Consider the following 5,383-nt stretch of genomic DNA (forward strand, 5'->3'; position numbering starts at 1 on the left):
TTCCTGGGCTTCAGCTTTCCCCAGCTGCCCGTCTCGGTATTGTTGCTGGGTGGCTTGTTGCTCGGTCTGATGGTCGGGCCGGCCATGGGTATGTTGGTCGTATGGCAGCGTGGTCATAAGCGTCGCCGTGCCAATGCCAAGYAGAAGCAATAATATCTACAGATATCGATTCGGTTTTTGGTACCGCCGAGTACAGTATAATTAGAAGTTGACTCGAGGCAATCACGGAGCTTTATCGGACAATCTTCGAAGTCAACGTTTTTGGATTTGGTAGCGTGCTTGTTCGGCTCGTCAGTGTGTTAGAAGGCTGGGGGGTACTAATAAAGGCGGATTGATGGCAATGGTTAAACTGAAGGGCAAATAGTAATATGCAAAGCAATAATAACGCTGTTATTTTTTCAGATGAGTTCGACTTGCTGGAGCTTTTCAACGCTCTACTGCAGCAGAAAAAACTTATTTTAGTCGTAACGCTAGTTGCTACTTTTATAGCTGGGGTGTATGCGTTTGTATCGCCGCCCGTGTACGAAGCTAAATACTATATATCTCCACCGACTTTTGAAAATATTGCTAACTTGAATTATGGGCGCGAGAAAAGCTCTGCTTTAAATCCATTTACAGTTGATGACGTATACAAGGTGTTTCTGCGAAATCTTCAGTCTGATTCGTTGCGTCGAACATTTTTTGAAAATAACTTTTTACCTGTCTCAGGTCGAAACGCTGAACAGTACGAGAAGTTTTCCAGGGATGTGGCGGTTTCACCTTTGGATAAAGACTTAGGCGGGCGTTGGTTGGTTTCCATTCAGGGAAAGGATCCCGTGACAGTTACTAATTGGGTGAGCCAGTATGTTGAGCTGGCTGGGCAACGTGCACAGCGTGAAGTGATTAGCAACGCAACTAAAGAAGCTTCAGTTTTAGCTCGTAACCAACAGTTGCAGATAGATTCTCTTCGTGAGTCAGCCAAAAAAGTTCGAGAAGATACGATCAGCCAGGTACGTGAGGCTTTGGCACTTGCAAAAGCTAGTGGATTGGAAAAATCTATCGTTTTTACTGGTGACGGTACGTCTGGGTTGGCCGGTAATATGGCAGGCAGTGATGCCTACATGCGCGGTAGCAAAGTGCTTGAGGCTGAGTTGAAAAATCTCGAAAACAGGGAGTCGAATGACCCATTTATTCCAGGGTTGAGAACCTTGCAAAATTGGTATGATTTTTACAAGGCCCTGGAAACTGGGGAGTATAGCGTCACGGTGTATCGACAGGATGGCATTGTGGATCAACCTAGCACTCCCATTAAACCTAAAAAAGCTCTTGTCTTGATATTGGGTGTTATTTTAGGTGGGCTATTGGGTACTGCTATTGCGTTGGGACGAGTTTTTGTTTTGAAATCGAGACGGAGTTAATCTTCTACTCGCGGGTCGCAATGAATTTGTTGTTGCGGAAATCGGTGTTGGGATCCTTTTGGAAATCTAGAAGCTCCCAATATCGATTACTTTATATGGTCTGCGCTGGCGAATTTTTTGGACTGAAGTTTCGATATTGAATATTTTATTGGTGTCTGGAAGCTGATTATTGCTAAGTATACGAAAATTTAGGGAGGTAGGACCTGGCGATATGGGTCAGATTGCTTTTGGGTGCAACTCTACCTCTCTCATATTTGTATTGTCTTTCATTTAGTCTTTTGATTTTGGCTTCCAGGTATGCGAGTGTCATTTTATTTCATGGCTCATGCAGTTTCTTGATAAGCATTCCAAGTGCTTTTATGGGGGGCAGGGGCTAATTAATTAGTCTCTAACATGGGGCTGGTTTTTAAACTGAGGTGTTTTTAATTAGCTGGATTTTCTGGCGGCAATATTCAATTGTTTTAGTCTTCCGAAGACTATTTTCGATCTTGTGAGGGGAGTTCTGGCTAGGCCGCATATTGGCGATGTCTTTGTAAGACACGGCTTCGGAGGAGGGGCGGTGAAGGAAGTTAGCCTTCTCACCTGGTTGATATGTTTTTTGAATGCTGTGCAGGAATGTGTCAGAGAAAAGCGATGTTGTTTTGCTATTGCATGGAGGGCGCTAAGTTTTAGGGGCAATATAGAATGCGCATGAATTTCGTCAATGATAATCGCAAAGGCCGCCAATTCTCACCCTACAGTAAATGGTTTCAGCTTGGCGCGCAAGCATTATGCCAGTATTGTAAAAAAATAATCTATTTCCGAGCTTGGTGTCGTGCAGTTTAGGTGGAAATGCGATAATGCTCACGGCCACCTTTCATTTTATGGATTGTTTTTGGTCGCAATCGAGTGGGTCGGGAGCGCAGCTGACTATCTTAGGGGCGCAGTTGCGTAAGGTGGCGTTGCATGCCGCCGGTGTGTTGGTGCCCACTCAAGGATTGACAGATGTTTTGGGCGGGCTGCTTTTCAACGCTGCTTCAACGCTGATTTTGCCTGGATGTCTTGGTCTTGCAGAGCAGGCTGTGCCGGTGTAGCGGAGAAAATGGCTCCCGCGAAAGTGATTTTCGTCTCAATAGAAAAACACAATCGCCAAGGGGCACAAGGGCCAATAGCTATCAGGATGATTTTTGATCAAGTAATAAATTGGCGTAATGGAGATTTGGTTTTGTTTTATATCTGGTTAGCCATAGCATTAGTGCCAATGTATTTTTGCGAACTTGCTTGTGGTTCACGAGTCAAAAGTTTTGGGCTCGCAGTTTTTGTAGCCTTTGTTTATTTTGTTATCGTGGCTGGGTTGCGTGATGATACCGGATACGATTGGTTTGTTTACAAGAATATATATAATGGAGTATCTGAGAGTGGCAGTTTGGCGGCTGCAATTTCGTTCGGACGAGATAACGGATCTGAATTAGGTTTCTCGGTGTTTCTTTATGTTTTGAGTCTCCTCGGTTTGAGTTTTTGGTGGGTGCAGTTTTTGGTTGGTATCTTCAACTGTTACGCCTTCTTGAAGTTGAACAATGCACTTGGAAGAGGGACGGTGACCGGAGTATTGATTTACTTCTGCTGGTTATTTCTTGTGCTGCAAATGGGTGTCCTAAGGATGTCTATTGCGTTATCCTTTTTGTCTTTGGCATTGCTTTTTATGTTGAAGGGGAAAAACGTAAAGTTTCTTTTGTTTGTTATGTTGGCCTCGTTGTTTCACACCTTTTCTATCGTGATAGGCGTACTGATGTTATTGGCGCGTTTGTCTTTTCCTCGGTCGCATACGCTGGTTTTTTTATTTCTGGTTGCCATTATGTATGTTGCGGGCATAGATTTGGCTGGAGGTGTAGTTCAAATTGTTTCAGGGGTTATGCCGGAATTTATTAGCTCGAAACTAAATTTCTATTTGTTGTTGGGTGTAAGCTATCAGAGAGGGGTGGGAGAGTTTTTATATAAGCTGATTGTGGTGTCTATGTATGTTTTTCTGGTGTTTCGGATTCAGGAAGAAGATGATGAAAAGCTACTGCTGAATTTGAGTTATATATACATAATCGCATTGTTGGTTTTCTGGAAATATCCAATTTTTCATGATCGGATTAAGTATTTTGTATTGATGCCTTTCTTTTATTTATTTTTAACAGCTGTAATGCGAATGAAAGTTTTCAATAGGTTGGTTTACGGTGTTGTTTTTTTGATGGCTAGTTTTATGGTGCTGATGCACGAGGTTAGTGGTCCGCTGTTTTTTCCGTACACCCCCTATTACAACATGTATGAACGGTGGTTGAGCGGGGAGGGGAATGACGGTGAGGCGCGGACACTAAAGTACTATAAAGAGTATGACTCTCAGTGGCTTGGGGGCGAGCAATGAAAGGCGTCCTTTATATAGGGTTTTCATTTTCCGTAAAGATGTTTTGTGCGTTGGCGGTTTTGAGGTTTTTGGCGGTAAGCCTGGGTAGTGAAGGTTTTGGTTATATAACACAGTTTATGGCATTTATGGCGATTGTGTTTGGGCTTTCATTGGGGGGGGCAATAAATTATTTGGTGAATAGGCTTTCGCAATCAAGCGATGTGATCTCTTCGGAAAAAGAGATTTCTGCTGTGTTTTCCTATGGCTTGATTTTTTTGTTTTTACTTGCATTTTTAATGATTGGTTTCAAGAGTTATTTAGAGACTTACATTTTTTTTGATGAGGTTAGTTGGTTTTTTATATTGTATTGTTTGGTAGTGTTTTATATATCAAATGTTTATGGTTGTTTGATGGCGTTGGCGCTGGCCAGAAAAAGGCTGAAGTTGTTTGCCTTTTCGAACGTTGCGGCGTCTTTGGTGTATTTATTTTTGGTATTTGTTGCAGTGGAAACGGATTCGATTAAGGCTATCTACTGGATTATGCCTTTGTCGTATGTCCTCCCTGTGATGTTTTTAATCAAGTCATTTCCAGAGCGTATTCGATTCAACTTCAAGGCGCTGCGTGTAGATGGTGGTTTTTTGGCAATATTGAAGTATTGCATCATAGTTTACGCAGGCCTCGCATCATTGCCATTTGTTGGGATTCTGGTGAGAGAGTTGTTTCTCCAACTCTATGGCGGAGTAGAGCTAAGTAACTGGCAGGTCGCAGTGAAGTTTTCTGACACCATGCAGCAGTTCTATGGGTTGTTTTGCTCTGCGATTCTCCTCCCATATTTTTCGAAAAATCTGTCAGCGATAAGTTGGTGGGGTTGGCAGAAAAAGTTAATCGCCATTTCAATGGTTTACCTTGCTGTAGCGGTGACGGTGTTTTGTCTTCGCGATATTATTGTGTACTTGTTGTTCAGTGATGAATATAAAACGGCAAGAAGTTATTTTTCTTATTATTTGATTGGCGATTATTTTAGAGGGGTTGCATTATTCTGTTCGTTTACTTTAATATCGGCTGGGCGTTACGGTAGTGCACTGCTGTTCGAGGTATTGCAAGGTGTTCTATTTTTTACTTTTTATCACCTCTTGCAATCTCGTGGCAATGTTGAAGGGGTGGGTTTGTCCTATGTGGTTGCGTATGTAATATGCGCTTCTGTAATGTGTGTTTTGGTTTTTTGTTATTTTAAGGGGCGCCAAGTTGAAAATTCTAATGCTGTGTAGTAGTTACTCTCTTCAGAGTGGTCACTCTTGGTTGACGGATAGTTTGGCTGAGGAGCTCGCGCTTAACCATAGTGTGGAGGTTGTTTTTCTAGATTGGAGTGGACAGCATAAGCACTACGCTTTCGTTGAAAAGAATGGCGTAAAAATTCATGTCTTTTCAACTATGGTCGGTGCTTTGAGGGGAAGGGTTGGCCAGGTCTTGAAGTGGTTTTTTGCCGCGCGTCTAAATATTCCAAATGTTAAAAAATGCTTGTCTCAGTCACAATACGATCTGGTGATTAACTATTCACCTGCCATGGTTATGCACCCAATATTCAATGCTCTGAAACGTAGAGTCAAATCGTCATACC

4 protein-coding genes and 1 pseudogene are annotated in these 5,383 nt (G+C 42.5%); all 5 read left to right on the forward strand.

Annotation, left to right across the window (positions count from 1 at the left end; all coding sequences use genetic code 11):
* Positions 1-368: 368 nt before the first annotated feature.
* On the forward strand, positions 369-1,397 hold the full coding sequence (locus AB4Z35_RS29650) for an LPS O-antigen chain length determinant protein WzzB (RefSeq protein WP_442101110.1): 1,029 nt from the start codon (positions 369-371) through the stop codon (positions 1,395-1,397).
* An 839-nt stretch (positions 1,398-2,236) separates the two neighbouring features.
* Positions 2,237-2,470 carry a hypothetical protein gene (locus AB4Z35_RS29655; RefSeq protein WP_442101111.1) on the forward strand — a complete coding sequence of 78 codons (234 nt, stop codon included), beginning with the start codon at positions 2,237-2,239 and terminating at the stop codon, positions 2,468-2,470.
* Between the two features lie 8 nt (positions 2,471-2,478).
* On the forward strand, positions 2,479-3,786 hold the full coding sequence (locus tag AB4Z35_RS29660; protein ID WP_442101112.1) for an EpsG family protein: 1,308 nt from the start codon (positions 2,479-2,481) through the stop codon (positions 3,784-3,786).
* On the forward strand, positions 3,783-5,033 hold the full coding sequence (locus tag AB4Z35_RS29665) for a hypothetical protein (protein ID WP_442101113.1): 1,251 nt from the start codon (positions 3,783-3,785) through the stop codon (positions 5,031-5,033). The genes AB4Z35_RS29660 and AB4Z35_RS29665 overlap by 4 nt, the downstream gene beginning before the upstream one ends.
* Positions 5,011-5,383, forward strand: a pseudogene (locus tag AB4Z35_RS29670) (hypothetical protein); the annotation flags it as partial. The gene AB4Z35_RS29665 and the pseudogene AB4Z35_RS29670, both read left to right, overlap by 23 nt.

It is taken from the genome of Pseudomonas sp. KB_15, from assembly GCF_052114525.1.
Lineage (GTDB): Bacteria > Pseudomonadota > Gammaproteobacteria > Pseudomonadales > Pseudomonadaceae > Aquipseudomonas.